This window comes from Candidatus Phycorickettsia trachydisci, from assembly GCF_003015145.1.
Classification (GTDB): domain Bacteria; phylum Pseudomonadota; class Alphaproteobacteria; order Rickettsiales; family Rickettsiaceae; genus Phycorickettsia; species Phycorickettsia trachydisci.
Genome location: NZ_CP027845.1, coordinates 867,896 through 892,196 on the forward strand (window position 1 = coordinate 867,896; position 24,301 = coordinate 892,196).

Below are 24,301 nucleotides of genomic sequence, written 5' to 3' on the forward strand. Positions count from 1 at the left end.
TCTTAGGTTATAACATATAAAATCATAGCATGGAGAAGGATAGAAATTACGCCCTAGATTCATTAAGGGGATTTGCGTCTATTGGTGTATGTATTCGTCATTATCTACACTTTATCGATTTTCCACAGTTTATTAGTGCACCGTTTTCAAATGCGTTAATTATTTGCTATAAGCTAGGAGGGCTTTTTGTAGATTTCTTTTTTTGTTTGAGCGGTTTTATTTTTTTTTGCTATTACGCAGAAAAAATCAGCTCAAGAGAAGTCAAATTTAAAGAATTCGTAATACTAAGAATATCAAGGCTTTACCCTTTAATTTTAATTACATTGGTTATTACCAGTATTCTGCAGTATACACTTTTTATTAACCAAGGCAAATTTTTCATCTACCATAATAATAACTACTTTACGTTCTTTACCAATTTATGCTTCTTACAACGTGGATTCTTTGGAGGCGACTTTTCATTCAATGGACCAACTTGGAGTTTGGCTATCGAATTTTGGCTCTATCTCATATTCTTCTATCTATCATACTCTTACCCTAAACAACTGGGATTTTTAGCCCCTTTAATCTCTCTGCTTTTTTTTACTGCATATAGTAACGATATTCGTTTCGGTATGATTATTTTTTCTGCTGATTTTGAAAGAGGCCTGTCTAACTTTTTTTTAGGAGGAACTTTATACTACTGCGTAAAGTACCTTAAGGATAATTTTGATAGTTATTTAAACTTTATAGGCTTTACTGCATTCTTTTTATCTGTTACAGGGTATGTATTAACTCACCTAACATTATCATCAAACCCACATAGTTTGATACAAGATCCTTTTGAAGATTTCTTTCTATCTTTTAGTATGATAATACATCCAGGACTTATTTTGTCGCTCTCGATTTCTCCCGTATTGAACAAATTTTTTAGTAACAAACTATTTGGTTTCTTCGGTGATATTTCTTATTCAATATATTTATGGCATGTTCCTCTGCAGCTTTTTATCTATATTTTATTTTTTAAATATAATATAAATCTTCAACTTCATACTTATAGAACTTTTGTACTATATTTTCTAGCCTTGTTTGCTTTGTCGTACCTATCGTATAAATTCCTTGAAATTCCGGCAAAAAAAATGATAAGGTCTAAATTACTTACTAAAGATAACGTAAAAACACCTCCCATATACCTACAAAAAGTGATTTAGACTAGAATCACTTTATGACCCATTTCTCTTAAAATAGGTCCTGTAATTAATGAAGCCAGCAAAAATATGCACGTTAAAAAACTTTTTGGTATTTTTAAGGGTTGCAACCTTGCTCAAATACTCAAGGTCTGATATTTCATTTCTATGCTCATCTAACACTTAAAAATCCTTAAAAACAAATAGTTTGTTAACGGTGCCTATTTTAGTAAATCCCTTAGATGGGTATTTGAAATGATTGTTTAAATTATCTCGAGATGTACCCTCAAAAGAAAAGGCAGATGTTGAGAAAAAATAAACTATTGAGGGTAGAGGAAGTAAAAAAGCGACATGGGCATCTAATGTATCAGAAGGATCACCTTCGCCAAGTAAAGGTAGGGGCTAAAAATCCTTACAATGCTATGTGATAGACCCCAGATAATATAATCATCACTGCTTTGAAAAATCCAACTACTCCCATAGTCCTTGGAAAGTTGAATTTTAAAAATCCGCACAATACTAAAAGCACCTTGTAAGCATTAGGAACTAAACATAGACAAAATAAGGTCATATGCCACCTCTGCCACATGTCACCCAAACTATTATATTTTACCAGACGGTCACCATTTGAACCCTTAATAAACATATTATGCAAAACAACGCCAAAAAAATAATTTGCAAGCATTGCAAAGGTAATACCAGCTAACAAAACAATTATGACTATCTTGCTTAAACCGTCAAATTCATATATCGCCCAAAAGGCTATTTCTGAATCAAACGATAGAACCAAATTGCTATAGAATGTATCAGTAAACAGAAAAAATAATTTCTCAATAGGGCTCATACTTGTCTTCTAATTCTTTCTTTTTTAAAAATTTAGGCTTACCAAAAATCTCTGGGCTTGGTATCAAAAATAAATCTTTTGCAAACTTTTTCACCTTCACGGGAGGATCTAAATCCAAAATTATTGAAGGAGCATTCATTTCATATATCTTTATCTTACTTAAAACTAAAGTTTTAGTATCAAAAAATAGCTCACTAAACTGATTTTTATCAAGGTATAGCACTTTAATCACTATATAGTCATCGCTTTTACGAGTTTGTACAACCTTAAAATTATCATTGGAGTCTAAATTATTTACAAGCAAAATATTAGTAATGCTGTCTTTTGTATCTATTCGAGTTATTGTCTCTAGCGAATAATCATAAATCGTTACGTATTTCTTGCCTCCTACTATAAGTAAAGGGTATGGAGGATAGTAATTACATCTAAAATGATAAGGCTTTTTTATTAATAATTTTCCTTTAGCTTTTTTAGCTTTCTGATCAATTTGAGTAAACTCGATCGCAACATTATCTAATTTACTTAAACTATAAGCTGCTTGCTTTACTAAATTATGATCTACCTCAGCAAAAATTACGCCGTAATCTAACAAAAAATATATACAAGCAAATAATATTTTTAAAAACATATAATTTATCCATCTATTCTTAACACTGTTGCAAGATGATTATTTTTGAGGTATTTTTAGGAAGAAGCGCGCGGAAAACCGGAGAATATTTAACATATTTGAGGATTTGAGCACGATTCTGACACCAAAATAACCAAAAAGAACTTCTTGCAAGTCCTATGAAAATTGCAGCCCTAAAAGAAAGACATCCCAATGAAACAAGAGTAGCAATCACACCAGATATAGTAAAGCTATTTATTCGTTCAAAATTTGATATATGCATTGAAACTAAAGCAGGTCTTGCTGCAGGATTTAGCGATGAAGATTATATCGCTGCTGGCGCTAAAGTGTCTAAAGTACCGCTAGAGGTGATTGGAGATGCTGATATTATCTTAAAAGTTCAACCTACTCCAATTGATGAAAAAATTAATGAACTAAGTTTTGCAAAAAAGGGAGCTCTAATTATCGGTCTGTTACTTAATTCCGAAAAAAATCTATTTGAAGCTTATGCGGATAAAAAAATCAACGCTATGTCTCTTGAGTTAATGCCAAGGATCAGTAAGGTTCAACATATGGACGTCTTATCATCCCAAAGCAATCTAGCAGGATATAGAGCGGTCATTGAAGCTGCATATCACTGCCTAGGAATCTTCCCCATGCTTATGACTTCAGCTGGTACTATCTTAGCCAAAAAAACTTTAGTAATTGGGGCAGGAGTTGCTGGACTTCAAGCAATTGCTACTGCTAAACGACTAGGCGGCATTGTTCAGGCTTATGACGTGCGTCAAGCTACGAAGGAGCAGGTAGAGAGTCTGGGGGCAAAATTCATTAATACTCATCTGCAAGATTGTGAAACTAAGTCTGGTTATGCTAAAGCTAAACTGGATAGCGCAAGTGTTAAAGCTCAAAATGAGATTCTGACAAATGCAGCAAAGAATAATGATATCATAATTACTACCGCACAAATTCCCGGTAAAAAAGCTCCTATCCTGATTTCTAAAGAGATGATTGCGCAAATGAAGCCTGGATCTATTATAATTGATCTTGCCGCGGGTACTGGTGGTAATACAGAATTGACGAAGGCAGATAAAATTGTTGATATAAATGGTGTAAAGATTATAGGTTACACTAATTTTGCTGGACTTGTGCCAAATGATGCCTCAAGACTTTATGCAAAAAACTTATATAATGTTATCACCTATGCTTTTAATGATGGTGTATTAAACGCAAGTGATGATGTTATAAAATCTATGTTAGTAACTTTCGAAGGTAAAGTAGTTTATGGATTATGATTTAATTAAACAGTCTCAAAAGCTTTATGAACTAATGCAAGAGCTTGCCGCAAAACTTGCCGAGACTCCAGTGGAAGCAGTAGCTAGCCATGGGGCACATGTAGACTATTTCTCATTTGCAATTACAGTATTCGTACTTGCGTGTTTTATTGGATATTACGTCGTATGGAAGGTAACACCAGCGCTACATACTCCTTTAATGTCCCTTACCAATGCGGTCTCAAGCATTATCATAGTAGGAGGAATAGCGGCAGCTGGTGCAAAAACCTTAGAACTTTCGAGTTTAGTAGGTTTTTTTGCAATATTTTTTGCAGCAATCAACCTATTTGGAGGGTTCATGATTACAAAGCGTATGCTTGATATGTTTCAGAAGAAAAAATAAATAGCTATATGTACCAACACATTCACTTAATCTATCTGGTTTGTTCAGTATTTTTTATCCTATCACTTAAAGGCCTTGCATCTCCCAAAAGCGCTGTAAGGGGTAACTTGTTTGGAATGCTTGGGATGGGTATTGCTCTTTGGGCATCGTTCATGCATCCTGCGTTTAATAAATACTTTTTCGTTTTAATCCCAATTATGGCAGGAGCCTTTATTGGAACATATATTGCATATACCATATCTATCAATAAACTACCCGAGCTGATCGCAGGCTTCCATTCCCTTATTGGGCTTAGCGCTTGTCTAGTTGCATTTAGTGCATTTTTAAATCCTGAATCATTAAATATTGGTTTAAGTGGAAAACTTCCATCTTCTGTACTGTTAGAGATGAGTCTTGGGATGGTGATTGGTATGATCACTTTCTCTAGCTCTATTATAGCATTTGGCAAACTTGCAAATATGCCTTTTGCAAAAACTCGCAAATTCCTAGGACAAAAATACTTTTTAGGTTTATTAACTATCTTACTTATAGCTACAATCGCGCGTTTTGTATTATCAGGATGTCCTTGGGCTTTTGGGCTCATGTCCCTAATAGCATTCATAATTGGTATCTTACTAATACTTCCTATAGGTGCTGCAGATATGCCAGTTATCGTCTCAATGTTAAATTCATATTCTGGTTGGGCGACTTCTGGAATTGGATTTACCTTACAAAACAGTCTATTAATTATAGTTGGGGCATTAGTTGGCGCAAGTGGAGCAATACTTAGTTACGTAATGTGCAAAGCTATGAATAGATCTCTCTTAAGCGTAATATTCTCGCCATTTACTGACACCACCAGCGTTTCATCTCAAGATGGCAAAAAAGAAAATGTAGTTATCAAAACTAGCAGCCCAGAAGATGCAGCATTTATCTTACATAACAGCGAAAGCGTTATTATAGTACCAGGTTACGGTATGGCTGTTGCAAAAGCACAAGGTGCCGTAAAAGAGTTAACTGATTTATTAGAAGAAAAGGGGAAATCCGTAAAGTTCGCTATTCACCCCGTGGCGGGAAGAATGCCAGGTCATATGAACGTGTTGCTTGCTGAAGGAAACATAGACTATGAGAAAGTATTTGAGCTAGAGGAGATTAATAATGATTTTGCTAACACCGATGTTGTGATAGTCATTGGAGCTAATGACATTACAAACCCCGCAGCCAAGAACGACCCTCAAAGTCCAATTTATGGCATGCCGATATTAGAAGTAAGCAACGCAAAAACCGTATTCTTTATCAAAAGATCAATGAACGCAGGATATGCTGGTATTGAAAACGAGCTTTTTCATGGACAGAATACAATGATGCTATTTGGTGATGCAAAAGGTGTTATAGAGGAGATTTTGCGTTTCTTCAAGGAAGAGTAGCTTTACCTCTGGCGAGATCCTGCCCTGCCTTGAGCAATATCATTAAATCTCTGAGAGAGCTTGTTAATACCTTCCAAAGCACTGCCTATAGCCTGCATTCCTTTTTCAGTAAAATAATCTTTAAAATCTTGAGCCACCAAACCTAACCATTCTCCAAATTCCTTAAATTTCTTCCCTAAAGCTCTAGCACCTGAGATAAAATGGCGTCTAACTCTGAGATTTAATTTCCTCATTCCATTTTCTAGGTAGATAAACATGTGAGCAGCATTTTGTCCTAAAGCATCCCTCTTATACTCTCCCCTTTTCCAAGCATCTTGCTCAAAAGTATCTATAAGACTCATTTGCACTTCATGTAAATCTTTCCATGGATCCCGATCTCCTCTCCATAATTTTCTACTGCCATCTTTTACAGCACTTTCTAAAGCCTCATCTCTTATGTTTTTGGAAACATTAAGTTGTTCATTAAAATCTTTCTTGAAATCTTCTATAAATTTCTTAAAAGCATTAGTCATAACATTACCGTCTAAAATTAAACTTATATTAGTTTAATTTTTCTAAGAACAATAGTTTAATAGCTTGAGTGATAGGAAATTAAATTATAAAAATATGTTACGCAAGTACAATTACTATTGAACTAAGATCTTTTTATAAATAGCTTCCAGATCGTCGCTTTGAGTCCGAATATCTTTAATTTTAATACCCAAATCTATTACCTTACAAAGTAAATTGTTTAGGTCTTGCTCCGAATCAAAGTTAATAGTAAGTTTATTGTCTTTAATATCCCACTTATTAAACTTAGGATCATTAACATCGACTAGATTATCAAATTCGATAATCATCTTCTTCGCTCCAAGAGTTTTGAGCAAATGCTCTTTTTTATCCGATAAAACCACTTTTCCCTCATCAATAAATGCAATATCATCACATAAATGCTCAGCCTCTGCTAAATAATGAGTTGTAAGGATAATGGTTGCGCCCCTATCTTTTAATTTTAAAATATAATCCCATAGCTGACTTCTCAATTCAACATCTACGCCAGCTGTTGGCTCATCAAGTATCAGTATAGGAGGTGAATGAACTAAAGCCTTTGCAACCAATAGCCTCCTTTTCATACCACCGGATAGCATTCGGGGAGTACTATTTATCTTTGCACCAAGTCCCATATCCTCTATAATTTGCTTAGTTTTGCGATCATCAGGCTTGATCCTAAAGTAACCAGCATAAAATTCTAATGCATCTTTTATAGAAAGAAATGTATCTAAGTATACCTCTTGCGGCACTATACCCAATAAATACTTTATTTTTAAAGGCTCCTTGTCTAAATCAAGGCCTAAAATATTTATTTGCCCTGAAGTTTTACGCGTAATACCCGCAAGTATATTAATTAAAGTAGATTTACCAGCGCCATTAGGACCTAAAAGACCAAAAATAGTATTTTTTCTAATGGTAAGGTTTACATTTTGTAAAGCTGGAGAGCTTGCCCCTTCATAAGATTTATTTAAACCTGCAACAGATATTGCTAAGTTATCCATGCCCTATTTGACCACAGAACAAGGATTGATCAACGCCTATTCTTTGCAGAGCATGCTTCCATTTATCTTGATGACGGATATTAAAGATTAAATCACTATCTCCTTCAGTCAGCATCCAAAGATTTTGCTCAATCTCCTTCTCAAGCTGACCTTTATCCCAAGCGGTATATCCCATAACAAGAAGGCTTTTTTTCGGACCACGTCCTGTTATTATACTTTTCAAAGTTTTGGCGCTACAGCTAATAGCAATTTCGTTATCACACTGAGTTAAAAGATCCTCTTTATAATCAGAAGAATGTATTATAAAGCCCCTTTCTGGATCTAGCGGACCTCCTAAAAATATTTGCATATTAGGCGAAAGTATTATCTCTTCACCATCAACATTAGTATCGTTGATCAGGATGTTTGTCATATTTTGCCCCAAAACTTTATCGACATATATATGATGGTTTACCATAAGTCCTACAGCTCCTTTTGAAGAGTGATCTGCAATATAAATTAGAGCCCGGTTAAATATATCTCCAACTCCTATAAAAGGACTTGCAACGATAAATTTACCAGCTAAGGTGCTTGCGCCTTTAATTTGAGATAAATCGAAAATATTTTTTTCTAACATAATACTGCTTTTTACATAATATATAGTGCAAGCCCTCCACATAATTCAAGGGATATCTTAGATTCTAATCTAAAAAGTTTGTCTCTACAATGCTTATTGTGTTTTACAAAACAAAGAATAAATCCATGATGTTTTTATACTAAAGTATAATTTATGGGCTTTTATATATTTAGATAAGCGCAAAAGTTCTGAAAAACTCTTACTCAGGCTTATTATCCATATTTTTCATTATAAATGGAAGCTGTAAGCCCACAAAAAGAAGGGTTATTGGAAACATTCCAAAGACCTTAAATGTTACCCAAGTACTTTCTGAAAAGTTGCGCCAAATAAACTCATTTAAAACAGCCATACCCAAAAGATATAAAGCAAATCGTTTAGAAAGAGTCATCCAACTTTCATGGTTCATAGAAATAACCTCACCTACCACATTTTTCATCAAAGGCTTATTTTTCCTAATACCAAAATAAAGTATGCCGCTTAGAATCAAGTATGCAATCGTTGGTTTGATCTTGATATACATGGAGTCACCTGTCATCAATGTTACAGCCCCAAGTATTAATAAAATCACTGATGAAACAAGCAACAACGCAGAAACTCTTTTATCGATCAAATAGCTGATAAGAAGACAAATCATTGTCGAGAGAACCATAAGAGCTGTAGCCAGAAAAATATCTGAATACTTATAAGTCATTAAAAATACTATGAGTGGTCCGAATTCAACTATTAATTTAAACATTTCTCTTAAATACCGTACTTGTGAAACTTACATTTATAAAAGTTATAATAAATGTCCTTACCTTTAGAATTGAAAGGTTAATATTATATTTGATCAATATTTTTAAAAATTGACCTATTAGACTCATATTAGATATCATTTACTAACTGCCCTAGACCATCTGATTTTAAAAATTTATTATACCAAAAATGATTAATCACTCCCAATCTCCTGCAATCAAATTTACAGCAATTAAAATAAAAGTAATCGACATTCATTTCTAACCTTCCCAACTTTCTGGGACTGGTTAAACCCTAAAAATCATACATATCTTTTATAATAGACCAACCACTGTAACAGCTAGTGATTTTGCAAGAATTATTTTATTCCTTTCTTGAACTTATACTATCAAATCTTTCAGTTTGATTTGAATTACTATAAACAACTGATCTAAATCTGATACTTTTACACACTTTGACTTTACCGAAAGAAAAATAAAATATTTTTCCCATCAACTAATAGCTCTTCAAGCTTTCATTACTTTGGCCAGATAAGCAGGGTAATAAAAATTTGTATATCATCATACTAGTCTTTATTAATTCGAGATTGTAACACAACTTACACCTTCTTGTAAAGCTTGTAAATATTAAGTAAGATCAGGTTGATAATCTAGCATGTTAAAATTTATGGTATCCCGTTCTAGAATAATGATTTTTGGCAGACCTGGGAGCGGTAAATCCACATTTGCATTCGCTTTATCTAAGGCTCTCAAATTACCCCTACATCATCTCGATAAGCATTTCTATGTAGCAAATTGGATAGAAAGAAATTACTCAGAGTTTCTTGAAATACAAAAATCAATTGTCGCAAATTCTTCTTGGATTATAGATGGCAATAGTACCAAATCCCTTGAAATAAGGTACAGCAAAGCTGATTTAATTTTATATTTTAACTATCCAAGATGGATTTGTTATTGGAGAATTTTAAAACGCTATTTTTATAAAAATTCAAAATTTGATGATAGAGCCGAAGGTTGTCATGAACGCATCACGTGGAGTTTGCTATGTTACATGTGGAGTTTTGAAACTAGAGTTGCCAATAAAATCCAAAAGCTTAGGACCAAGTATCCAAAACCTCCGTTTATAGAAATTAAAAATGATATAGATTTATCTCAACTAAAAAAGGAATTAACAATTCCATAGCTCTTTTAATTTCCTCCCTAGCATTTAAATAAGATTAAAGGCATAATTATATTATAAGCTTATATAAATATTATCGCTTATGTTTATGCACATCGCTGAATATCTCGCCTCTCTTATTATCAACTCTTTTATTATCGGATTCAGAGTCTTAGACTTCTTGATATTCAGCCGTCCGGGCTATAAAGCTAAAATGTATTGTTCAGAAGGAAACTTCAACGCATGCAAAGAATTAATCGATACATCTCAAATAGATGTCAATTACAAAAATAGTTCAGGTCAAAGTCTTCTGCATCTAGCTGTGCAAGGTGGAAATAAAGAGTTAGTAGAATACTTGATTGCAAAAGGTGCTAATTTAAATGCAAAAGATAAATTGGGTAACACAATTTTACATTCGGCTGCAATGGAAGGAAATCATGAAATAATTAAGCTTTTACTTGACTTAAGAGCCGATATAAAAGCTAAGGATAATCAAGGTCATACAGTTTTACATATAGCGTCATGCTGCTGCACGATTAAAACAATTTTTCTTCTAGTAAAAGAGGGCGCTAAATTAACGGAATTAAATAAATTTGGTGCAACTCCAGTACATATAGCCGCATTAGCGGGAGCAACAAATAACCTTGAAGCCTTAATTAAGAAATATCCTGAAATGTTAGAACACACATCTCAGAACTTAACTCCTCTGTATTGTGCGGCCGAAAAAGGCCAAGATCAAACTGTAATAAAATTGCTCAAACTAGGCGCCAAGTGTGATACCACAGATCCGACAGGAAAAATTCTTTTTGACAAAGCTAGTGTTTCCCTCAGAGGTAATTTAAGTATTATGGAGATTATTTTTAGTCGGGAACTATCACCAGTAATAGTTGGCATTAAAACAATGATAGCTCTAATCAATTACGGAACATATCTAATTGAAAATAATCTAGATACCTTAACAAAAAAGAACATAAAAGACAAATCAATGACTTCAACAGCTTCAGTTGTAGATCTTTTAATGCCACACGAAGAACTTCATACGGAAGTCTATCGAATCCCTTTAGGAGACAAGTTGCTAGCGCTAAAAATAATACAAATCAATATACATAAATCAATTGACCCTACACATAATGATACAGCTAAATCGATTAATGCATTCTTTAACTTTCATGGCTACTCCTATTTAAAAATATTATGCGACGAAGCCCAAGAGCATATTAAAGATAAAAAAACATATCTAATTAACATAGACACTGTACGTAAATTACATACATTCTTTCCTGAACATCAAGAATTAACGCAGCTTACTACACATCTAAATAAATGCGCCGCCACTACTGTCGCAAAATTCTTTTCTCACCCACTATTATTAAGCCATTTAGACCAAGACTTATTAAATAAACTAAAAGCAGTAATTAAAGATGGTCTAGCACAAGAAAAAGTTGCTCAATATCTTGATCTAGATTCTTTATCAGCGACCTTAGAAGCATCAAAATCTGAGGATATCACGCCACAAGAAACGCATACTGCACAACTAGGCAATTATGGAGATGAGAGTGATATTGAATGAAATATAGACACCAACAAAAAGGGTGTCTATTATAGGCACTACTGTTGTAGTGCCTTCATTTTATTGGATAATAGACTAATTTTTCTTGAAGCTGTATTTAATTTGAGGATACGTTTGGATACAGCTTTCATTACTTCAGATTGAACTATTGGAAATAGTTCTGTTGCTTCCTGCTTTTTATTTTCAGTAATTAATGTCAAAAGCTTCCTGACGAAAGTTTTAACTCTACTTTTAGTATTAACATTTACAGCTTTACGTCTAGCAGATTTTCTACATTCTTTTTTAGCAGAACTAGTGTTACTCATATCTTAATTATACAGTTTTGCTTGTTTTTTCATTTTGCCAACCAATAAGCTCTATATAAGCCATTGGAGCACCATCACCTTTTCTAAAACTTTCTTTGATAATTCTGGTATATCCACCAGGCCTTGCAATATATCTTTTAGCTACAACAGTAAGCAATCTATAAAGGGCTGCATCATTGTTTAAATCAAGACCTAGGTAAGAAAGCCCTATTGGCCCTGAACTACTTTTCTTTTTTACCTTTGTAATAATTTTTTCTATATAAGGTCTTAAAAGCTTAGCTTTAGCTAAAGTAGTCTTAATCTGATCATGCATAATTAAAGATACAGCTAGATTTCTTAGTAAAGCTTTTCTATGACTTGATGTCATGCTTAGCTTTTTTCCTGCAATTCCGTGACGCATAGTATTTTCTTAAATTGAATTAGATTTTCTAATAAGCTTATCAATAACTTCCTTGTTCCAATCGTCTATTTTCATACCCAAAGTTAATGGTCCAAATTGAGCATAACGAGCTGCTTTGGACTTATCCTCTTTATATTCTCTATTAAGATTGTCTAACAATTGAAGTATCTCATGCAATGATTTTTTACCAAAATTTGGCAACTTCATTAACTCAGGCTCTGTTTTTTGTACTAAATCCCCGATGTATACGATATTATCTCCGCTCAAGCAATTTTTAGCTCTGACAGATAGATCAAAAGAGGATAGCTTTTTCAGTAAGACCGGATTGAATTTCATATCATCGCGCTCTTCATCATCATCTGTGACCTTATGTTCTTGAGCATTTCTAACCAAGAATAAAGAAAACTGTTCTTGAAGAATTTTAGCAGCTAAACTTAAAGCATCTTCACAAGATACAGCTCCGTTAGTTTCAAAATTTAGAATTAGTTTATCATAATCAGTACGCTGTCCAACACGAGTATTTTCTACTTTATAAAATACTGATTTTATAGGACTAAATAATGCGTCTAAAGCAATATATTCCATTGTATGACCCCTTGCGAAAGGAAGGTTATCTCCAAATTTTTCTCTAATTGTCACAGCCGGTAAATATCCTCTACCAATTTCACATACTAGCTCCATGTCTATGGAAGCACTCGCATCCAAGGTACATATAACATGATCTGGGTCTATAATCTCAACAAATTCATTAGTTTCGATCATGCCAGCCGTCACAACACATGGTCCTTCTGCTTGAAGTCTTAAAGTCTGTCTTTTAGGACTGAGCATCTTTATAACCATAGTCTTAACATTAAGAACTATGTCGGTCACATCTTCTTTTACTCCATGAAGTGACTGAAATTCATGATTGATTCCATTAATTTTTAAGAACGTCACTGCCCCACCCTGTAAAGAAGAAAGCAGTACTCTCCTTAACGCGTTACCTAAAGTAACACCAAAACCTCTCTCTAAAGGCTCAGCAATACACTGCATAGCGCGCTTTCCAATATGAGAGGTGATTAGTTTTTCTGGCTTGATTATAGACATAAATTTCTAAACTCTTCTTCTTTTCTTTCTCCTACAACCATTGTGTGGCACAGGAGTTTTTTCAATTATAAATCTTACATTAAAAGATTCTAAAAGATATCTAAGCACACTATCTCTTTGCGCTCCAATACCGTTTACAACTATTTCGATGGTTTTAACACCATATTCCTTAACTACAGTAATCAGATTTTGACATGCAACTTGAGCTGCATAAGGTGTAGATTTTTTAGAGTTTTTAAAATACCTACCAGCACTACTAGATGCAAAAGTATTACCCTGTACATCGGTAAAGTTGATTAATGTATTATTTGGAGTCACGGTAACATAAACCCGTGCAAAACTCATGTTTTTAATTTTTTTCTTCGAGGCAGTCGTCTTAGATGTCATAAATTATCTTATTTCTTTGCAATCTTCTTACCAGGAACTGATAAACCTTTTTTACCTTTACGAGTGCGAGCATTGGAATGGGTATTTTGGCCTCGCACCGGCAGTCCTCTTATATGTCTTAATCCCTCATAACAGCGAATATCTTTTTTCTTCTTAATATTAAAAGATACCTCCTGCCTCAAGTCACCTTCAACTTTCAGACTATTACCTATAAAATCCCTTAAAAGAGCAAGTTCTGCATCTTTTAATTCCTTAACTCTTTTATCTTCAGATATACCAACATTTTGACAAATATTTTTAGCTGTAGAAAGACCTATACCATATATATAAGTCAAAGCTATTGCTACTTTTTTATTGTCGGGTATGTTTACATTAGCAACTCTTGCCATCATTCAATTCTCAAAAATATTAACAAATCATACATTAATATGTACCCAGTGTCAAGGTATAAATTCCTCGATAATCTGGACTATATCTTTCTTTAACGCCCCTATTGAAAGTTTTGCATCAAGCGTGTGCAACAGATTTTTAGATTCATAAAAATCCAAAACCGGCACAGTATTCGTCTTAAATTGTTCAATACGCACAGCTAAAATTTCTTTATTATCATCTTTTCTTCGATAATATTCTTTAGCTCCACAATTTTGACAACTAAAGTCACCTTCATCTAATATATCATCGTTATATATAGAATCACACTCACTGCATTGAATACGAGAGGAGATTCGATCCAATAACTCTTCTTCATCTAACTTAAAATATATAGGTAAAACATCAATATTTGGTGCATCATGCAAAAACTTTGCCTGAGACATACTTCTTGGATAACCATCAAGTAAACAGGCATTATCCAACGACTTCATCAAATCTTCAACTACCTTGTTTACAACATTATCGGGCACTATCAAACCAGCTTCTATATACTTTTTCACCACCGGATCATCCACATCTCTAAGTACTTGCCCTATAGAGTAACTTGGTATCCCTAACTTTTTTGTTACCAGTGCTGCTTGCGTACCTTTACCAGATCCTGGCAATCCTAAAAAAGATATTATTCGCTTCATTTAAGAAAACCTGATCTTTTTTACTAAATTTTCATACTGTCTGTTTAAACCGTATGATTGAATCTGCGAAAAAGTATCTATAACAACACTTACACAAATAAGCAAACTAGTACCACCTAAAGTAAAAGAAGATATCTTGTTCATTATCACCTCAGGTACAACACATATCACGCAAAGGTAGACTGCACTTATTACTGTAATTCTACTCACCACATAATCTAAATATTCAGCCGTAGCTTTACCAGGACGCCTTCCAGGCAAAAACACTCCACTTTTTTTCAAACCAGATGAAATTTCTTCCGCATTAAATACAACAGAGGCATAAAAAAAGCTGAAAAAGAATATTAACAACATATAGCAGATTAAAAAAGCTGGCTTACCTCGACCGAAGTTAAACATAAACCACTCCATAATTGCAGAATCCCCCTTATAGAAGTTAGCTAATGTTGCAGGAAAAAGCAATACAGAACTTGCAAACATTGGAGGTATGACACCAGACATATTTATTTTTATAGGTATATAATTCGACCTTGCTTGTCCTGCTTGGGCTCTGTTACCAGGATTCTGAACATTCACCTTACAAAATGCTTTTTCTAAAAATACTATAAAAGCAACAATAAGTATCATGCTAAGGCAGATTACTAGCACGCTTAAATATGAAATTACTCCTTTTCTAGAAAATTCAAATAAATTAATTACAGCGCTTGGCAAACCTGATACGATACCAAAAAATATTATTAATGAACTTCCATTACCTATACCTCTAGCACTAATTTGCTCTCCTAACCACATTAAAAACATTGTGCCTACAACTAGCGTCAAAACAGTTGAGACTTTAAAAAATGTAGCAGAAATTATTACTACAGCCCCTAAAGAGGTAGATGCACCTTGTAAACTAGCAGCAACACCATAAGCCTGAAGCATCGCAAGAACTATGGTCAAATATCTTGAAATCTGGTTTATTGTCCTTCTTCCAGCTTCGCCTTCTTTTTTCAAATCTTCTAAAGGCTTATAAGCAACAGATAAAAGTTGCATTACGATCGACGCAGTAATATATGGCATGATCGCTAATGCGAAAATTGACATCCTACCTAATGCACCTCCAGATAAAACGTTGAACATTCCAAGAACCCCAGATTGGTTGCGTGTTGCAATTTCTGAAAGCGCCCCAGAATCAATACCCGGGATTGGTATAAAAGAACCTACTCTAAAAACTATCAGCAACAAAAACGTAAACCAAATCCTATCAAAAAGATCTGATCCAGATTTTGAAAAGAAAGCTTTAGTTTGTTTCATTTTCCTCTATATTACCTCCTACAGAAGTGATAAAAGATCTAGCTCCTGCAGAATATTTAAATACTTTAAAAATAAAACCAGAAAAAGATGCTTCTTCATCTGCAAAATCAACTGATAATAATTTTACTTTATCTTCAATGCTTTTAATTAAACCATGATGATACAAAAACTCATTATTAATGACGAGCTTTTTAGGCTTTTTATCAAGGTTGCTTACTACATCTAAAATTCTTTCCAAAGAAATTGCTGTATAAGCTTTCTTAGCCTTTGAGTTAAAACCTCTTTTTGGAATTCTTCTAATTAAAGGAGTCTGACCACCTTCAAACCATTTTAAAGCAACACCAGATCTTGCAGTTTGTCCTTTACCACCTCTACCGCAAGTCTTACCCTTACCACTACCAATACCTCTTCCCAATCTTTTAGAGTTCTTCCTGCTACCAGGGTTACTAAATAAGTTGTTTAATGTTAACATAAATATTATTCTTAGACGGATAGTTGATTTACTTTCTTACCTCTTCTCTCAGCAATTGATCTTGGGCTTGACAGTTTTAACAAAGCCCTCAAGGTTGCCTCCACAACATTGCTTACATTCGCAGAGCCTAAAGATTTAGCTACAACGTCTTTTATTCCAACCATATGACATAAAGCACGCATAGAGCCACCAGCAATAATACCAGTACCAGGAGGGGCTTTTTTTAGCATTACGCTACTTGCTCCAGCTCTACCAAAAGTGTCATGGTGAATTGTTCTACCTTGATATAAAGGTATCTTTCTTCTTAGCATATCACGACGAGCCGCTTTAGAAGCTTTTTCTCTGGCATCAGAAACTTCTTTTGCCTTCCTTCTAGCATAACCAACTCTCCCCTCTCCATCACCAGCTACAACTAAAGCACCAAAAGCAAACCTACGCCCCCCTTTGCTTACTTTAGTAACCCTTCTAACTTCTAGCAGGGATTCTATGATTGTATTATCTCTTGCGTTTTTACTTGACATAAGTTATTTAAAAATTTAAAAATTTCCTAGCTGAATCAGCTAAAGACTTTATAACGCCATGATAACGGTATCCACCCTTATCAAATACCACTTCTTTTATTCCTAAGTCTTGGGCTTTTTTGCCAATTACCTCACCAACTAGGCTAGCTGCAGCAACATTGCGCACAGACTTATTAGCCTTGATAGCATCTTTATTTAAGGTAGATGCTGCAGCAACGGTTACTGCTTCACCGTCGTTAATAATTTGAGCATATATATGCCTTTTAGACCTAAATACAGAAAGTCTAAATCTTGAAGAAGTGTCTGCTATTTTTTTCCTAACTCTGGCAGCTCTAATTTTAAATCTTGAACGATGATCGCGCATTAGCTCTTCTTACCTTCTTTTTGTTTAATTACTTGGCCAACAAACTTAATACCCTTACCCTTATAAGGCTCAACAGGTTTTTGTTTCATGATTGTTGCTACAAATTGACCAACCTTTTCTTTGTCGATTCCTTCAATACTGATGGAATTAGCTTTAAGCATACTTACTTTAATTCCTGCGGGAATCAAAACTTTAACGTTGTGACTTTTACCAACAGCAAGGTTAATGAAATGCTCTTTTACAGACATCCTGTAACCAACCCCAACTATCTCCAGGTCTCTCTTAAATCCTTTTGAAACTCCCTGCACTAAGTTGTTGACAATACTACGAGTTGTACCCCACATCGCTCTTGCTTCATCATGAGCTGGGTTTACAACTATATTATTATCTTCAATATTTACTAAAACATCTTTGTGCAAATTTGTTTGCAAAGCTCCTTTTGGACCAGTAACTTTTAATATCCCCCCTTCAATTTGGGCCTGGACTCCTTCCGGGATTACTACTGGTAGCTTACCTACTCTAGACATAAACTATTATTTTTAAAATACTCTACAAATTACTTCTCCTCCTAACTTCAGCTTACGCACTACTTTATCAGAAACAACTCCATGAGAAGAAGTAGATAAAATATGCACACCCATACCATTAAAGAATTGTCTTAAGTGCTTATATGAAGAATATACCCTTCTTGAAGGCTTGGAAACACGCTGCAGGATTTCTAAAGCAGGTTTTCCAGAGCGAGAATAACGAAGCTCTACATCAATCATTTTAACTCCAGGACGAACATCTTTTACTGTGTATTCAATAATATACCCCTCCTCCTTTAGAACATCTAAAATTTGAGTTTTATGAGAAGAATATGGCATTTCAACATTTAACAACAATGCTCTGTATGCATTTTTAATCCTTGCTAGCATATCGCCTATTGGATCGGAAAGAGACATAAAAAATCTTTAAATTATATTATTACCAACTTGATTTATACAAACCTGGTATTTCAGCTTTACCAGCAAGCTCTCTTAACATTATTCTTGATAGACCAAACTGTCTATAATAACCCCTAGGTCTACCAGTTATATTGCATCTATTTCTTATACGAATTTTAGAAGAATCCCGTGGCATCAAAGATAAAGCCACAACATATTTATAACGCTCTTCTAAAGAAATAGTTTTGTCGTATATTTTTTTCTTTAACTCTGCTCTTTTAGCAGCAAGTCTGTTACTTTTTTCTATGCGTCTTGCATTTTTTTCAGTTAAACACTTTCTAGACATACTAATTTATAAATGGAAATTTTAACATTGAAAGTAGCGACTTCGAGGACTTATTATCAGCAGAATTTGTTACTATAGAAATATTCAGGCCACTAGCCAAGCTTACATCATCATATTTCACTTCAGGGAAAACTGAATGATCGTTTATACCAAAGTTAAAGTTTCCTGAACCATCAAAATTTTTCACAGAAAAACCTTTGAAATTCTTTACTCTTGGCAGAGCAACATAAACTAGGCGTTCTAAAAAATCATAGATTCTATCACCTCTCAAAGTGACCTTGCAACCTATTTTCATTCCTTCTCTTAACTTAAAACCAGCTATAGATTTTTTAGCTAAAGTAACACAAGGCTTCTGACCTGAAATCAATGCCAAATCACGTGTAGCATTTTCCAAAGCTTTACTGTTGCTCACTGCTGCTCCAACACCCATATTAAGGACTATTTTTTGTATTTTTGGAACTGCGTGGATATTATCAAAACCGAATTCTTTCTTAAAACGCGGTATAATATCCTCGAAATATACTTGTTTAAACCTCTTTTCTGCCATATTAATAAACTTTTTTGGTTTTCCTACCTACTCGTTGCTTTGTACCATCTTCTATTTTTTGCAACGAAATCTTAGTAGATATTTTATCATCATTATCGAAAAAAGCAACATTCGATACGTGTACAGGCTTTTCTATAATATCTATAGAGCCAGGATTTTGCTGGGTTGCCTTTCTGTGTTTTTTAACTAAATTAATCCCTTTAACTAGCACTAAAGAGTTTTTAGGATCAACTTTTAACACTTCACCAACTTTATTTTTGTCATTACCAGCAATGACTTTAACAAAATCTCCTTTTTTAATCTTGCACTTCATAAACTATACAACCTCTTCAGCAATGGAAACTATCTTTAAGTAACCAAGAGCTCTTAATTCTCTTGCAACAGGTCCAAATATACGTGTACCAATAGGATCACCTTGGTTATTAATTAACACTACAGAGTTATGCTCAAAACGCAGCACGCTCCCATCTGGACGCTTTACCGGCATTTTAACTCTCACAAGCACTGCAGACTTAACTTCACCAGGCTTTACTTTACTTGTAGGAATAGCCTCTCTAATAGATACCCTAATTTGGTTACCTATTGTCGCCCCATGTCTCCAAGCAGCCTTAATGGTGCCTATACATTTCACAAGCTTCGCTCCAGAATTATCTGCAACCTGAAGGATGCTACCCATCTGTATCATATAAATCCCTAATCGATTAAATTGCGTTATTCGATAAAACTAGCCACTTTTTTGTTTTAGAAAAAGGAGCTGATTCTATAATCCTTACTGCATCACCTTCTTTTAAACTCTCATCTAAACAATGCGCAGCGTACTTCTTACTTTTTTTAACTGTTTTACCATATACCGGGTGTAAGAAGGAACTAGTCACTTTCACCGTAACAGTTTTAGGGGTTTTGTTACTAACTATCACCCCACTCATCACTCTTTTTGGCATAATCTATTTATTTTCCTTTAATTGAATCAAGGTTTTCATCCTTGCTATACTTTTTCTTGTTTTGCTAAACACCGAAGTATCTTTAGGAGCTATGTTACATCTTAAATGAGCAAGAGCTTTTTTAGTCTCAATTAGCTTCTTACCTAAATCTTCGGCTGATAAACCAGCAAGTTCTTTTATTGCCTTATTCATAACGCTTTACTACTTTAGTTTTTAATGGCAGTTTGGCAGCAGCTAGACGCAAAGCTTCCAAGCATGCATCATCTGATACTCCATCCACCTCAAATAAAACTCTACCAGGCGAAATTCTTGCAACATAAAATTCTACAGAACCTTTTCCTTTACCCATTCTGACTTCAGAAGGTTTTTTAGATACAGGAATGTCTGGAAAAATTCTGATCCACAATTTCCCCTCTCTTTTCATGACACGAGTAGCAGCACGTCTTGCAGCTTCAATCTGCCTAGAATTAATTCTCTCAAGCTCTAAGGCCTTTAGTCCAAAAGAACCAAAAGAAATCTGATCGCCTCTTTTTACTTTCGCAGCTATACGACCTTTATGAGCTTTTCTAAATTTTTGTTTTTTAGGTACTAACATCTTACAAAATCAATCAAATACTAGCTTTTTTGCTGTAATTAGAGCGCTTTCTGTGTATCCACACTTTTACGCCAATAATTCCATACTTAGTTTTCGCATTACATTCAGCATAATCTATATCAGCTCTAAATGTATGCAGTGGCACTTGACCCTGCTTATAACCTTCGGTTCTAGCAATCTCAGCACCGCCTAATCTACCAGAGCAGCACATTTTTATGCCCAAAGCACCCTGCTTCATAGATTCATCCACAGCTTTCTTCATAGCAAATCGGAACATCACATAATTCTCAATTTGTTTAGCTACGTTATATGCCACAATCGATGCTTCCAGATTATTTTTATACACATGGTTTACGCTAACTTTTACATCATCAAAACCAAATTCCTTAGCGATGTCATTCTTCAATTTTTCAACTATCGCTCCATTTTCACCGACTAAAAACTTAGGCTTAAAAGCAGACAATAATATTCTTACACTTTTCTCAGAAGCTCTCTGAATTACTACCTTAGAAATTTGTGCTTTTGCATATTCTTGCTTAATCTTATTCCTTATTTTATAGTCATCTAGTAACCAACTGGCGTAATTCTTCTCAGCAAAAAACACTGAACTAAAAGAAGCTGGTAAACCTTTTCCAACTCTAATGCATATTGGCTTTACTTTCTGCCCCATAAAATATATCTATTCTTTTTTTCCTAAGGTTATATATAAATTACTAAAATTTCTTGTAATGCTTGCAGCCTTACCTCGACCTCTTGCAACAAAACGCTTAAACGCAGCACCTTTTCCAACACTCACAGTTTGAACAAATAAAGTATCAATGTCTAAACCAAAATTATTCTGAGCATTTGCTATTGCAGATGAGAGACATTTTTTCACTTGTAATGCAAGATTTTGCCTTGGTGAAAATGATAAAAATTTCTCAGCTTCAGCTACTTTCATTCCTCTTATGGTAGTTGCCATAAGACCTAGCTTCCTAGTAGTGGTTTTAATCATTCTGCTTGAAGCACGTACTAATTCTTGATCCATTGTCATAAAATTTTATTTCTTTGCTTTTTTATCCGCAGCATGGCCATTATAAGTCCTCGTAGGAGCAAATTCTCCAAGCTTATGACCAACCATATCTTCCGTCACTTTAACAGGCACAAATTTACGCCCATTATGCACAGCGATAGTTAATCCAACAAACATTGGAATGATACATGATCTTCTAGACCAAGTTTGAATCATAGTATGCGAAGACTCATCTATCGCTTTCTTGGTTTTTTTAACCAAGCTATAATCCACATAAGGTCCTTTCCATACCGATCTAGCCATATACTAATCTATTTTCTTCTTTTTAAAATAAACTTTTGCGTTAACTTATTACGTCTTGTCTTCTTACCTTTAGTATGCTTACCCCAAGGAGTAACTGGATGACGTCCACCCGAAGTTTTACCTTCACCACCACCATGTGGGTGATCTACAGGGTTCATCGCAACACCTCTAACTGTAGGACGAATTCCTAACCATCTTGACCTACCAGCCTTACCATGATTGATATTCTGATGATCAGCGTTAGAGACAACTCCCATGGTTGCTTTTGCCTCCAAAGGTACAACTCTAATTTCTCCAGATCTTAATTTAATCTGAACATAGCCTTTTGATTTTGCCACAACTTGAACGAAAGATCCAGCGGATCTTGCAATTTGCCCACCTTTACCAGGCTTTAATTCAACGTTATGAACAAAAGATCCAATCGGAATCAAAGATAGAGGCAGACAATTACCAGGCTTTAGCTCAGCATTCGATCCAGATGAAATTTTATCACCCATCTCTAACTTTTGCGGCGCTAAAATATAAGATACCTCTCCATCTTCATATTTAATAAGGGCAATAAACGCAGTTCTATTTGGATCATATTCTATACGCTGCACAGTAGCATAAATATCGTCTTTACCTCTTTTGAAGTCAACTAATCTATACCTACGTTTTGCTCCACCTCCAATATGCCTTGTAGTAATGCGACCCAGGTTATTTCTACCGCCAGTTTTGTTTAAACCTACTACTAAAGACTTTTCGGGCTCACCTTTCCATAAATGTGACCTATCAACTGTAACCAGCTCTCTTAAAGATTTTGTGACAGGTTTATAAAACTTTAAAGACATTATGCAGCACCAAATAAATCAATTTTATATCCATTTTCTAAGGTAACTATAGCCTTTTTATAAGATGCAGTCTTACCTTTTCTACCCCTAAAAAAAACTTTTTGAGGCTTCATGTTTACAATATTTACCTTACTTACTTTCACATCAAAAAGCTGCTCAACAGATTTAGCAACTTGCGGTTTTGTACTTTCTTTTGCAACTTTAAAAGTATACTTATTAGCTGCTTCAGCCATACTACTGCTCTTTTCTGAGAGCACAGCTTTCTTAATCAAATCGTATATCATTGTGCCAGTAACCTTTTTTCTAGTTCCTTTAAAGATGCAGCAGTAATAACTACGGCCTTATGTCTTAAAATGTCGTAAACATTTAGACCAACTTCAAGCAATGTATCTGCAAAAGATAAATTACGGCAAGAGAGATAAAAATTTTTATCAAAATAGCTATCTATAAATAAAGCATTCTCACCTTTCAACCAAGATATTCTGTTTAGCAATTCTTTAGTACTCACTTTATCTGCATCCATCTTATCCACAATAAAAAGCTGTGAAGAGTTATATTTATCAGCTAAAGCATGCCTTAAAGCTAACCTCTTTACCTTTTTTGGGATAGATACCTCATGACTACGCACAACCGGACCATGAACAACCGCGCCTCCACGCATTTGAGGAGCCCTGTTAGAACCTCTTCTAGCTCTACCCGTACCCTTCTGAGCAAAAGGCTTCTTACCAGTACCAGAAACCTCTGATATGGTCTTGGTTTTATGACAACCAGACATTCTTTTAAGAAGTTGCCAATCAACAACCATCTTAATTATATCAGCTCTAACGTTTTCTGGCAAAAAGCCATCCGCTAATTCGATATTACCACTTTCAGCTCTTTCTAAAGAGCATACATTTATCAACATTTTTCTAAAAACTAACGTTTATTTTTTAACTTTTCTTCTTAGAATCTCTTATCAATATTTCCGCCCCAACATGTCCAGGAACAGAACCTTTAACGACAACTACGTTATTTTCTGGGATTATCTCAAGCACTTCTAAATTTTGCAAAGTCACCTTCTCACACCCCATATGTCCGGCCATTTTTTTGCCCTTAAACACTTTACCGGGATCCTGTCTTTGACCAGTTGAACCGTGAGATCTGTGAGAAATAGATACACCGTGAGATGCTTCTAAACCTCTAAAATTCCATCTCTTCATAACACCAGCAAAACCTTTACCGATGCTTACACCAGTTACATCAACAAAGGATCCAGCAGTAAAAAAATCGGCAGCAAAACTACCCCCAACTTTACACTCAAACGACGGAGATACTTTAAACTCTTTCATTTGCGCAAAATAATCTTTCACGCCAAGCTTATCAAATATACCTTTAATAGGCTTTTTTAATGCTTTTTCTTTCTTTTGACCAAAACCCATCAAAATTCTATCATGCTCTTGGCCCTTTGTCCTTTGAATAACTCCACAAGGAAGAATTTGCAATAAAGTCACCGGGGTGATTTTTGAATCATCAGAAAATACTGAAGTCATTCCTAACTTTTTCGCAAATAAAGCAGGCCGCACGTATCCCGCAGCAGCACTAAAATTTAAATCAATAGC

38 protein-coding genes are annotated in these 24,301 nt (G+C 34.6%); 6 read left to right on the forward strand and 32 right to left on the reverse strand.

Annotation, left to right across the window (positions count from 1 at the left end):
* Positions 1–29 precede the first annotated feature (29 nt).
* On the forward strand, positions 30–1,190 hold the full coding sequence (locus phytr_RS03745) for an acyltransferase family protein (protein ID WP_106874548.1): 1,161 nt from the start codon (positions 30–32) through the stop codon (positions 1,188–1,190).
* Between the two features lie 388 nt (positions 1,191–1,578).
* Here phytr_RS03745 and phytr_RS03750 read toward each other — a convergent pair whose 3' ends face one another.
* Both phytr_RS03750 and phytr_RS03755 read right to left on the reverse strand, forming a co-directional pair.
* The gene (locus tag phytr_RS03750) at positions 1,579–2,010 is read right to left on the reverse strand and encodes a hypothetical protein (protein WP_106874549.1); all 432 of its coding nucleotides are present in this window, start codon (positions 2,008–2,010) and stop codon (positions 1,579–1,581) included.
* Entirely contained in the window at positions 1,997–2,638 is a 642-nt protein-coding gene (locus phytr_RS03755) for a LolA family protein (protein WP_106874550.1), read from the reverse strand. The genes phytr_RS03750 and phytr_RS03755 overlap by 14 nt, the downstream gene beginning before the upstream one ends.
* 158 nt (positions 2,639–2,796) lie before the next feature.
* Here phytr_RS03755 and phytr_RS03760 point away from each other — a divergent pair, with 158 nt between their 5' ends.
* From phytr_RS03760 to phytr_RS03770, 3 genes are read left to right on the forward strand one after another with little or no spacing between them, the layout of a single operon-like run.
* On the forward strand, positions 2,797–3,909 hold the full coding sequence (locus phytr_RS03760) for an NAD(P) transhydrogenase subunit alpha (RefSeq protein ID WP_106874551.1): 1,113 nt from the start codon (positions 2,797–2,799) through the stop codon (positions 3,907–3,909).
* Positions 3,899–4,291, forward strand: coding sequence for an NAD(P) transhydrogenase subunit alpha part 2 (locus tag phytr_RS03765; RefSeq protein WP_106874552.1), 393 nt, complete (start codon positions 3,899–3,901; stop codon positions 4,289–4,291). The genes phytr_RS03760 and phytr_RS03765 overlap by 11 nt, the downstream gene beginning before the upstream one ends.
* Positions 4,292–4,299: 8 nt before the next feature.
* Positions 4,300–5,697: an NAD(P)(+) transhydrogenase (Re/Si-specific) subunit beta gene (locus tag phytr_RS03770; RefSeq protein ID WP_106874553.1), complete on the forward strand. Its 1,398-nt coding sequence runs from the start codon at positions 4,300–4,302 to the stop codon at positions 5,695–5,697.
* Positions 5,698–5,699: 2 nt separating this feature from the next.
* Here the strand turns inward: phytr_RS03770 and phytr_RS03775 are convergent, their stop codons facing one another.
* The 4 genes from phytr_RS03775 to phytr_RS03790 all read right to left on the reverse strand — a co-directional run bounded on the left by phytr_RS03775 (position 5,700) and on the right by phytr_RS03790 (position 8,581).
* The gene (locus tag phytr_RS03775) at positions 5,700–6,209 is read right to left on the reverse strand and encodes a hypothetical protein (protein WP_106874554.1); all 510 of its coding nucleotides are present in this window, start codon (positions 6,207–6,209) and stop codon (positions 5,700–5,702) included.
* A gap of 114 nt (positions 6,210–6,323) precedes the next feature.
* On the reverse strand, positions 6,324–7,229 hold the full coding sequence (locus phytr_RS03780) for an ABC transporter ATP-binding protein (protein ID WP_106874555.1): 906 nt from the start codon (positions 7,227–7,229) through the stop codon (positions 6,324–6,326).
* A complete protein-coding gene (locus phytr_RS03785; protein WP_158706853.1) occupies positions 7,222–7,845 on the reverse strand; it encodes a YqgE/AlgH family protein in 624 nt (207 codons plus the stop codon). The genes phytr_RS03780 and phytr_RS03785 overlap by 8 nt, the downstream gene beginning before the upstream one ends.
* Positions 7,846–8,044: 199 nt before the next feature.
* On the reverse strand, positions 8,045–8,581 hold the full coding sequence (locus phytr_RS03790) for a septation protein A (RefSeq protein ID WP_106874557.1): 537 nt from the start codon (positions 8,579–8,581) through the stop codon (positions 8,045–8,047).
* 665 nt (positions 8,582–9,246) lie between these two features.
* On the opposite strand from phytr_RS03790, the gene phytr_RS03795 reads away from it, so the two are divergent.
* Together phytr_RS03795 and phytr_RS03800 are read left to right on the forward strand one after the other, a co-directional pair.
* Positions 9,247–9,762: a P-loop NTPase family protein gene (locus phytr_RS03795; RefSeq protein WP_106875034.1), complete on the forward strand. Its 516-nt coding sequence runs from the start codon at positions 9,247–9,249 to the stop codon at positions 9,760–9,762.
* A gap of 79 nt (positions 9,763–9,841) precedes the next feature.
* Positions 9,842–11,308 carry an ankyrin repeat domain-containing protein gene (locus tag phytr_RS03800; protein WP_106874558.1) on the forward strand — a complete coding sequence of 489 codons (1,467 nt, stop codon included), beginning with the start codon at positions 9,842–9,844 and terminating at the stop codon, positions 11,306–11,308.
* A gap of 38 nt (positions 11,309–11,346) precedes the next feature.
* On the opposite strand, the gene rpsT is transcribed toward phytr_RS03800, so the two are convergent.
* From rpsT to rplC, 26 genes are read right to left on the reverse strand one after another with little or no spacing between them, the layout of a single operon-like run.
* Entirely contained in the window at positions 11,347–11,613 is a 267-nt protein-coding gene (gene rpsT / locus phytr_RS03805; RefSeq protein ID WP_106874559.1) for a 30S ribosomal protein S20, read from the reverse strand.
* Positions 11,614–11,620: 7 nt separating this feature from the next.
* Positions 11,621–12,013, reverse strand: coding sequence for a 50S ribosomal protein L17 (rplQ, locus tag phytr_RS03810; protein WP_106874560.1), 393 nt, complete (start codon positions 12,011–12,013; stop codon positions 11,621–11,623).
* A gap of 9 nt (positions 12,014–12,022) precedes the next feature.
* Positions 12,023–13,099, reverse strand: a complete 1,077-nt coding sequence (locus phytr_RS03815; RefSeq protein ID WP_106874561.1) for a DNA-directed RNA polymerase subunit alpha — start codon at positions 13,097–13,099, stop codon at positions 12,023–12,025.
* Between the two features lie 6 nt (positions 13,100–13,105).
* The gene (rpsK, locus tag phytr_RS03820; RefSeq protein ID WP_106874562.1) at positions 13,106–13,486 is read right to left on the reverse strand and encodes a 30S ribosomal protein S11; all 381 of its coding nucleotides are present in this window, start codon (positions 13,484–13,486) and stop codon (positions 13,106–13,108) included.
* A gap of 8 nt (positions 13,487–13,494) precedes the next feature.
* Complete coding sequence (gene rpsM, locus phytr_RS03825) at positions 13,495–13,875, reverse strand: 30S ribosomal protein S13 (protein ID WP_106875035.1); 381 nt, start codon at positions 13,873–13,875, stop codon at positions 13,495–13,497.
* Positions 13,876–13,926: 51 nt separating this feature from the next.
* Positions 13,927–14,550 carry an adenylate kinase family protein gene (locus tag phytr_RS03830; protein WP_106874563.1) on the reverse strand — a complete coding sequence of 208 codons (624 nt, stop codon included), beginning with the start codon at positions 14,548–14,550 and terminating at the stop codon, positions 13,927–13,929.
* Positions 14,551–15,846 (reverse strand): preprotein translocase subunit SecY, encoded by a 1,296-nt coding sequence (gene secY / locus phytr_RS03835; RefSeq protein WP_106874564.1) that lies wholly within the window; start codon positions 15,844–15,846, stop codon positions 14,551–14,553.
* Positions 15,833–16,318 carry a 50S ribosomal protein L15 gene (gene rplO, locus phytr_RS03840; protein ID WP_106874565.1) on the reverse strand — a complete coding sequence of 162 codons (486 nt, stop codon included), beginning with the start codon at positions 16,316–16,318 and terminating at the stop codon, positions 15,833–15,835. Before rplO ends, secY begins: the two co-directional genes overlap by 14 nt.
* An 11-nt stretch (positions 16,319–16,329) precedes the next feature.
* On the reverse strand, positions 16,330–16,839 hold the full coding sequence (gene rpsE / locus phytr_RS03845; RefSeq protein ID WP_106874566.1) for a 30S ribosomal protein S5: 510 nt from the start codon (positions 16,837–16,839) through the stop codon (positions 16,330–16,332).
* A 7-nt stretch (positions 16,840–16,846) separates the two neighbouring features.
* Entirely contained in the window at positions 16,847–17,203 is a 357-nt protein-coding gene (gene rplR / locus phytr_RS03850) for a 50S ribosomal protein L18 (RefSeq protein ID WP_106874567.1), read from the reverse strand.
* Positions 17,203–17,730 carry a 50S ribosomal protein L6 gene (rplF, locus tag phytr_RS03855; protein ID WP_106874568.1) on the reverse strand — a complete coding sequence of 176 codons (528 nt, stop codon included), beginning with the start codon at positions 17,728–17,730 and terminating at the stop codon, positions 17,203–17,205. Before rplF ends, rplR begins: the two co-directional genes overlap by 1 nt.
* A 12-nt stretch (positions 17,731–17,742) precedes the next feature.
* Complete coding sequence (gene rpsH, locus phytr_RS03860) at positions 17,743–18,147, reverse strand: 30S ribosomal protein S8 (RefSeq protein WP_106874569.1); 405 nt, start codon at positions 18,145–18,147, stop codon at positions 17,743–17,745.
* Between the two features lie 22 nt (positions 18,148–18,169).
* Positions 18,170–18,475: a 30S ribosomal protein S14 gene (gene rpsN / locus phytr_RS03865; protein WP_106874570.1), complete on the reverse strand. Its 306-nt coding sequence runs from the start codon at positions 18,473–18,475 to the stop codon at positions 18,170–18,172.
* Between the two features lies 1 nt (position 18,476).
* Entirely contained in the window at positions 18,477–19,022 is a 546-nt protein-coding gene (rplE, locus tag phytr_RS03870) for a 50S ribosomal protein L5 (protein WP_106874571.1), read from the reverse strand.
* A gap of 1 nt (position 19,023) precedes the next feature.
* Positions 19,024–19,335 carry a 50S ribosomal protein L24 gene (gene rplX, locus phytr_RS03875; RefSeq protein WP_106874572.1) on the reverse strand — a complete coding sequence of 104 codons (312 nt, stop codon included), beginning with the start codon at positions 19,333–19,335 and terminating at the stop codon, positions 19,024–19,026.
* Positions 19,336–19,338: 3 nt separating this feature from the next.
* A complete protein-coding gene (rplN, locus tag phytr_RS03880; protein WP_106874573.1) occupies positions 19,339–19,707 on the reverse strand; it encodes a 50S ribosomal protein L14 in 369 nt (122 codons plus the stop codon).
* Between the two features lie 16 nt (positions 19,708–19,723).
* Positions 19,724–19,963, reverse strand: a complete 240-nt coding sequence (gene rpsQ, locus phytr_RS03885; RefSeq protein ID WP_106874574.1) for a 30S ribosomal protein S17 — start codon at positions 19,961–19,963, stop codon at positions 19,724–19,726.
* Between the two features lie 3 nt (positions 19,964–19,966).
* Positions 19,967–20,155, reverse strand: coding sequence for a 50S ribosomal protein L29 (gene rpmC, locus phytr_RS03890; protein WP_106874575.1), 189 nt, complete (start codon positions 20,153–20,155; stop codon positions 19,967–19,969).
* Positions 20,148–20,558 (reverse strand): 50S ribosomal protein L16, encoded by a 411-nt coding sequence (gene rplP / locus phytr_RS03895; protein WP_106874576.1) that lies wholly within the window; start codon positions 20,556–20,558, stop codon positions 20,148–20,150. Before rplP ends, rpmC begins: the two co-directional genes overlap by 8 nt.
* 13 nt (positions 20,559–20,571) lie before the next feature.
* Complete coding sequence (gene rpsC, locus phytr_RS03900; RefSeq protein ID WP_106874577.1) at positions 20,572–21,228, reverse strand: 30S ribosomal protein S3; 657 nt, start codon at positions 21,226–21,228, stop codon at positions 20,572–20,574.
* A 9-nt stretch (positions 21,229–21,237) separates the two neighbouring features.
* Positions 21,238–21,585 (reverse strand): 50S ribosomal protein L22, encoded by a 348-nt coding sequence (rplV, locus tag phytr_RS03905; protein ID WP_410519429.1) that lies wholly within the window; start codon positions 21,583–21,585, stop codon positions 21,238–21,240.
* Positions 21,586–21,597: 12 nt separating this feature from the next.
* Entirely contained in the window at positions 21,598–21,873 is a 276-nt protein-coding gene (gene rpsS / locus phytr_RS03910) for a 30S ribosomal protein S19 (RefSeq protein ID WP_106874579.1), read from the reverse strand.
* A gap of 8 nt (positions 21,874–21,881) precedes the next feature.
* Positions 21,882–22,703 (reverse strand): 50S ribosomal protein L2, encoded by an 822-nt coding sequence (rplB, locus tag phytr_RS03915; protein ID WP_106874580.1) that lies wholly within the window; start codon positions 22,701–22,703, stop codon positions 21,882–21,884.
* The gene (gene rplW, locus phytr_RS03920; RefSeq protein WP_106874581.1) at positions 22,703–22,987 is read right to left on the reverse strand and encodes a 50S ribosomal protein L23; all 285 of its coding nucleotides are present in this window, start codon (positions 22,985–22,987) and stop codon (positions 22,703–22,705) included. The genes rplB and rplW overlap by 1 nt, the downstream gene beginning before the upstream one ends.
* On the reverse strand, positions 22,984–23,607 hold the full coding sequence (rplD, locus tag phytr_RS03925) for a 50S ribosomal protein L4 (protein WP_106874582.1): 624 nt from the start codon (positions 23,605–23,607) through the stop codon (positions 22,984–22,986). Before rplD ends, rplW begins: the two co-directional genes overlap by 4 nt.
* Before the next feature lie 25 nt (positions 23,608–23,632).
* Entirely contained in the window at positions 23,633–24,265 is a 633-nt protein-coding gene (gene rplC / locus phytr_RS03930) for a 50S ribosomal protein L3 (protein ID WP_106875036.1), read from the reverse strand.
* Positions 24,266–24,301: the final 36 nt, after the last annotated feature.

Excerpts from the sequence above, each read along its gene's own strand:
- rplB (WP_106874580.1), bottom strand. The coding sequence starts at position 22,703 with ATGTCTTTAAAGTTTTATAAACCTGTCACAAAATCTTTAAGAGAGCTG.
- rplE (WP_106874571.1), bottom strand. The coding sequence starts at position 19,022 with ATGGCAGAAAAGAGGTTTAAACAAGTATATTTCGAGGATATTATACCG.
- rplX (WP_106874572.1), bottom strand. The coding sequence starts at position 19,335 with ATGAAGTGCAAGATTAAAAAAGGAGATTTTGTTAAAGTCATTGCTGGT.
- rplD (WP_106874582.1), bottom strand. The coding sequence starts at position 23,607 with ATGTTGATAAATGTATGCTCTTTAGAAAGAGCTGAAAGTGGTAATATC.
- rpmC (WP_106874575.1), bottom strand. The coding sequence starts at position 20,155 with ATGAATAAGGCAATAAAAGAACTTGCTGGTTTATCAGCCGAAGATTTA.
- phytr_RS03745 (WP_106874548.1), top strand. The coding sequence starts at position 30 with ATGGAGAAGGATAGAAATTACGCCCTAGATTCATTAAGGGGATTTGCG.
- rpsH (WP_106874569.1), bottom strand. The coding sequence starts at position 18,147 with ATGTCTCTTTCCGATCCAATAGGCGATATGCTAGCAAGGATTAAAAAT.
- phytr_RS03790 (WP_106874557.1), bottom strand. The coding sequence starts at position 8,581 with ATGTTTAAATTAATAGTTGAATTCGGACCACTCATAGTATTTTTAATG.
- rplN (WP_106874573.1), bottom strand. The coding sequence starts at position 19,707 with ATGATACAGATGGGTAGCATCCTTCAGGTTGCAGATAATTCTGGAGCG.
- phytr_RS03760 (WP_106874551.1), top strand. The coding sequence starts at position 2,797 with ATGAAAATTGCAGCCCTAAAAGAAAGACATCCCAATGAAACAAGAGTA.
- rpsK (WP_106874562.1), bottom strand. The coding sequence starts at position 13,486 with ATGACATCTAAGACGACTGCCTCGAAGAAAAAAATTAAAAACATGAGT.
- rplO (WP_106874565.1), bottom strand. The coding sequence starts at position 16,318 with ATGTTAACATTAAACAACTTATTTAGTAACCCTGGTAGCAGGAAGAAC.
- rplW (WP_106874581.1), bottom strand. The coding sequence starts at position 22,987 with ATGATATACGATTTGATTAAGAAAGCTGTGCTCTCAGAAAAGAGCAGT.
- phytr_RS03770 (WP_106874553.1), top strand. The coding sequence starts at position 4,300 with ATGTACCAACACATTCACTTAATCTATCTGGTTTGTTCAGTATTTTTT.
- phytr_RS03775 (WP_106874554.1), bottom strand. The coding sequence starts at position 6,209 with ATGACTAATGCTTTTAAGAAATTTATAGAAGATTTCAAGAAAGATTTT.
- rpsM (WP_106875035.1), bottom strand. The coding sequence starts at position 13,875 with ATGGCAAGAGTTGCTAATGTAAACATACCCGACAATAAAAAAGTAGCA.
- rpsC (WP_106874577.1), bottom strand. The coding sequence starts at position 21,228 with ATGGGGCAGAAAGTAAAGCCAATATGCATTAGAGTTGGAAAAGGTTTA.
- phytr_RS03795 (WP_106875034.1), top strand. The coding sequence starts at position 9,247 with ATGGTATCCCGTTCTAGAATAATGATTTTTGGCAGACCTGGGAGCGGT.
- rplF (WP_106874568.1), bottom strand. The coding sequence starts at position 17,730 with ATGTCTAGAGTAGGTAAGCTACCAGTAGTAATCCCGGAAGGAGTCCAG.
- rpsN (WP_106874570.1), bottom strand. The coding sequence starts at position 18,475 with ATGTCTAGAAAGTGTTTAACTGAAAAAAATGCAAGACGCATAGAAAAA.
- secY (WP_106874564.1), bottom strand. The coding sequence starts at position 15,846 with ATGAAACAAACTAAAGCTTTCTTTTCAAAATCTGGATCAGATCTTTTT.
- phytr_RS03815 (WP_106874561.1), bottom strand. The coding sequence starts at position 13,099 with ATGTCTATAATCAAGCCAGAAAAACTAATCACCTCTCATATTGGAAAG.
- rplR (WP_106874567.1), bottom strand. The coding sequence starts at position 17,203 with ATGCGCGATCATCGTTCAAGATTTAAAATTAGAGCTGCCAGAGTTAGG.
- phytr_RS03765 (WP_106874552.1), top strand. The coding sequence starts at position 3,899 with ATGGATTATGATTTAATTAAACAGTCTCAAAAGCTTTATGAACTAATG.
- phytr_RS03750 (WP_106874549.1), bottom strand. The coding sequence starts at position 2,010 with ATGAGCCCTATTGAGAAATTATTTTTTCTGTTTACTGATACATTCTAT.
- rpsQ (WP_106874574.1), bottom strand. The coding sequence starts at position 19,963 with ATGCCAAAAAGAGTGATGAGTGGGGTGATAGTTAGTAACAAAACCCCT.
- rplQ (WP_106874560.1), bottom strand. The coding sequence starts at position 12,013 with ATGCGTCACGGAATTGCAGGAAAAAAGCTAAGCATGACATCAAGTCAT.
- phytr_RS03755 (WP_106874550.1), bottom strand. The coding sequence starts at position 2,638 with ATGTTTTTAAAAATATTATTTGCTTGTATATATTTTTTGTTAGATTAC.
- rplV (WP_410519429.1), bottom strand. The coding sequence starts at position 21,585 with ATGGATCAAGAATTAGTACGTGCTTCAAGCAGAATGATTAAAACCACT.
- phytr_RS03830 (WP_106874563.1), bottom strand. The coding sequence starts at position 14,550 with ATGAAGCGAATAATATCTTTTTTAGGATTGCCAGGATCTGGTAAAGGT.
- rpsE (WP_106874566.1), bottom strand. The coding sequence starts at position 16,839 with ATGTCAAGTAAAAACGCAAGAGATAATACAATCATAGAATCCCTGCTA.
- rplP (WP_106874576.1), bottom strand. The coding sequence starts at position 20,558 with ATGTTAGTACCTAAAAAACAAAAATTTAGAAAAGCTCATAAAGGTCGT.
- phytr_RS03785 (WP_158706853.1), bottom strand. The coding sequence starts at position 7,845 with ATGTTAGAAAAAAATATTTTCGATTTATCTCAAATTAAAGGCGCAAGC.
- rpsS (WP_106874579.1), bottom strand. The coding sequence starts at position 21,873 with ATGGCTAGATCGGTATGGAAAGGACCTTATGTGGATTATAGCTTGGTT.
- phytr_RS03800 (WP_106874558.1), top strand. The coding sequence starts at position 9,842 with ATGTTTATGCACATCGCTGAATATCTCGCCTCTCTTATTATCAACTCT.
- phytr_RS03780 (WP_106874555.1), bottom strand. The coding sequence starts at position 7,229 with ATGGATAACTTAGCAATATCTGTTGCAGGTTTAAATAAATCTTATGAA.
- rpsT (WP_106874559.1), bottom strand. The coding sequence starts at position 11,613 with ATGAGTAACACTAGTTCTGCTAAAAAAGAATGTAGAAAATCTGCTAGA.